General features: G+C 36.4%; 5 protein-coding genes. 3 read left to right on the top strand and 2 right to left on the bottom strand.

Features of this window, described 5'->3' with window-relative positions; genetic code table 11:
- From Q3A88_RS21690 to Q3A88_RS21680, 3 genes are all read left to right on the top strand, one after another.
- Window positions 1–229, top strand: a 229-nt coding sequence (locus Q3A88_RS21690) for a helix-turn-helix domain-containing protein (RefSeq protein WP_317178647.1), incomplete at its 5' end; no start/stop codon positions are given.
- A 246-nt stretch (window positions 230–475) separates the two neighbouring features.
- On the top strand, window positions 476–1,186 hold the full coding sequence (locus tag Q3A88_RS21685; RefSeq protein WP_317178646.1) for an NlpC/P60 family protein: 711 nt from the start codon (window positions 476–478) through the stop codon (window positions 1,184–1,186).
- A 4-nt stretch (window positions 1,187–1,190) separates the two neighbouring features.
- Window positions 1,191–2,027: a DUF4365 domain-containing protein gene (locus Q3A88_RS21680; protein ID WP_317178645.1), complete on the top strand. Its 837-nt coding sequence runs from the start codon at window positions 1,191–1,193 to the stop codon at window positions 2,025–2,027.
- Between the two features lie 533 nt (window positions 2,028–2,560).
- Here the strand turns inward: Q3A88_RS21680 and Q3A88_RS21675 are convergent.
- A complete protein-coding gene (locus tag Q3A88_RS21675) occupies window positions 2,561–3,313 on the bottom strand; it encodes a hypothetical protein (protein ID WP_317178644.1) in 753 nt (250 codons plus the stop codon).
- Between the two features lie 72 nt (window positions 3,314–3,385).
- Window positions 3,386–3,475: IS1 family transposase (locus Q3A88_RS21670; protein ID WP_317178542.1), on the bottom strand; the 90-nt coding region annotated here is incomplete at its 5' end.

Below are 3,475 nucleotides of genomic sequence, written 5' to 3'. Positions count from 1 at the left end.
CAGCCTCGCGGAGAATACTGATGATCTGTTGGTCGGAAAAACGCTTCTTCATGGGGATGTCCTCATGTGGCTTATGAAGACATTACTAACATCGGGGTGTACTAATCAACTGGGAGCAGGTCATGGTGTATCCGTTAAACAGATCGCCTACCAGCTCGGCTTTTCCTGTCCTGCCGCTTTTTCTGCTGCATTTCGTTCAGTGATAGGGACAACCCCAAGCGAGTTCTAATCTGGCTTTGACGGTTTCTACTTAATAAATTCACTCACTGGGGATGCAAATTTTCGCCTTTGCTCATAGGAGACCTGCTCTCTTTTTGGCATGGCAGCTAAGTGCCAGGAGCGGTCGTTGATATCTTAAGCCAGTGTTAGTCAAAGGGAGCAACTCAGGTTTACAGTAATGATTCCAGTCAGTTAAATGTTGAGGTATAACTATTTCCAGTAGAGCAACTCATGCAATCGACACAGGGAAGGGAAGATGTCATCAGACAAAAAAGAAGCTGTTTGTAGCGATATAGATGTCTATGGTGTTTTAGAGCATCGAGCAAGGTTTGTGAGACGGACAAACATCGCTCTGATAATTCTTTTGATTATGGCTGCCACTTTAGTTGCGACTCTCATTGTTGGATATAAGGACAATCAGAAAAACTGGATTTCCGATATCCTTAATGCATCCACAATTAAAAAAAACACCCTCAAACCGGGCGATCTAGTTTTATTTAATACTGGTAAAAATGAGGGGGAGAGGCATGTGGGTGTATTTTTAGGTAATGACTCAGAAGTCGGTTCCTTCAAACCCCTCAGTCCGGAACAAGAGGCTTCCTATAAGGCTTGGAGAGGGATCACTTACAACACCACAAAAAATCAGAGTGAAAAAATTGCTGATTCGATAGCTACGGTTCTACTAACTCTATCTCTAATAATTTTTGTTGGTTTCATAATGAGAGCCGTTTTGGTGTTCATTAGATATTACATGCAGCTTGGGACTGATTTTGAAAATCAGAGGCTGGCTTATATTATAAGTAAAAAGGAAGGAAGCGATTTTAGTAAAACTTTGCAAGATCTTAGGAGTAGCAACATCAACTTTGAGAAAACACCCCAATTACCACAAGAGAAAATAATTCTAAGTCTAATCGACGTGTTAAAAAATATCGACCAGTCTAATAAAAATTCAACTGCAAAGGACTAATACAGTGAAAAGATTTAAAGATACAAGCATAACTGGGTGGTCAGGAGAATATTATTTTGCATATTGGATTGTTTCAAATTTTAAATGGGCTTGTAGGCTCCTTGATATAGATGTTGGGATTGATGCACAAGTTGAAGTTTTTGATAAGGAGTTTTCAACTGGTGACTTTTTTGCAGTTCAAATAAAGAGCACTGTTTCTGATTCTCCTAACATATCCTTGTATCTTTCAGATTTTAATTACTGGAATCAGATTGATGGAGTCGTGATTTTGGTGTCAATAGTGCTTGGTGATGGAACATCTAATCCAGTTATTTACTACAAAATTATGGATAAAAATGAAGTTAAAAAACTAATTTCAGCTGCAAACAAAAATAAAGGTGGTAGCGCAACGGTAAGCTTTAATAGAAATAATCTTCTCACCAAAAGATCCAAGATGAAATGGCTTTCTTCACTTATCCGAGGAGAGAGTGTTGTAATTGTTGAAAAGGCAAAAGAGCTTTCAGGGCTTATCGATGTTGTTTTTTCTTATTCGCAAGATAACAGTGTCCAAGATATGTATGGTCACATGAGAATTTTTAAAAATATTAACGATATTTGGTATTCTTATGAAAAGATATGCGAGGCAACTCGATACCATAAGAATTTAGAAAAATATTCAAGAGATATTCGCCTCGCGCTTGCTAAATTTTTGAAAGATAAAGATAATCTTCTTGAAGTATTTTCAAATTTAGCATATGAAGTTAAAAGAGATTATCAACCTGAAGAAATGTTGCCCGACAACTTACATGAGGAGTTAAGACAGTCAGAGTATTCATGGGTGAATAGTAGTCGTAATAGATAAATGAAGAAGGGATACGTCACCTTCATTTATCTAGGCAGTATATGCCATCCTCAATTACTGTCAGCATTGTTACTCTGCGAGGACATCGATTTCAGTTCCATATTTTTTTAATACTTCCGCTCCTCGCTCATAGCGGGCCTGAGGACCAACTGGTAGGTCAGCTCCGTGCCAAGAGCGGACTTCGCTTATATCCAAGAAAGATTAACAAAGCGGGTATCTGTTAATATGTATTAGTTCATGTTTCTCGATTATTTAATCGACCTGATTATATCAAATTTTTATACTCCAGTCATTTGATAATAAAGGTCGTTATCACATAAATAATGAATCAACGACCTCTACGGTTTAATTGCTATTTTTAAATAGTTGCAACCATTTAAAAAATCCCATCCGTCTATTATTTTCTTAAGAATTTTTTTCTTGCTCTTTTGTATAACTCATTTATATTAATCCCAAAGCCAGAAATATTGGGCTTTAACTCGAAAATATCAATTTCATCACTTTCATTTAATTCAATTACGTTTTCTTTTATTTCATTTATTTTTTTTAAGCATTTCGTTCAAAGTAGCAGTGGTGTTTTTGGAGAAATCAATGTATTTTACTATTTGACCGGTGGAAGGTGGAATGTTAGATGATGAAAGAATGTTCATACATGCATATTGAATCTTATCCCCCCAGTTTTCTCTGAATTTATCGGAAAGGCAGATGTCCCACAACTCTTTTCTATTTCTCATTGAAAACTTAGAAAGTTTATCAACATCTGGAGGTGTTAGCAGATACTCAAGGTAAAAATCTTTAACAAATTTTTCTTTTATCGAACAGAGCATTTTTATTAATTCTCCGCAGACGAATTGTTTTTTTTCAAAATCATTAAAGTCTTCTGATGTATAGTGAATAATCGTTCTAACTTCGTCAGGTGACATTTTTTCAAAATCTGGACCGTAACTGTTTCCAATCTCATTTCGCAATTTAAAACCAGAATGATCTATGTAGCTATAAGGTGTGATAATATGGAGTTCACCTGACTTAAAAAGATAAATTCTTATCCCTTTAGAACGATAAATATAACTCATTCGACCAAATGCTGAAGCATGAATACCATCATAAACTAATAGCGCATCATCATCAAAATACTCTATTAATTCTTCGATATTTGTCCCGCGGTTAGTAACAAAGTCCTTGGCTAACCCTACAAATGAATCTGCATTTTCTTCCTGCTGTCGCAGTGCTTCGCTAGTTTTAATCACCCTTTCCGGTAATCTCTCGAACAGCGTTTCATCAGACATGAAAATTTTCATTGTCTCGGAGAATGCATCCACCACCACATTTCGGGTCACGTATTCAATATGTAGATCAGGTCATTGCAGATAATGTTCACGTTCGATGAATGTGCCGATTATCTTGTCATGCATTTCCACTGATTTTGAGTACCCGATAGTTTTACGATT

The organism is Pectobacterium sp. HCp5_1, from assembly GCF_032905925.1.
Lineage (GTDB): Bacteria > Pseudomonadota > Gammaproteobacteria > Enterobacterales > Enterobacteriaceae > Pectobacterium > Pectobacterium brasiliense_A.
This window is presented reverse-complemented; position numbering and strand designations above follow the sequence as displayed.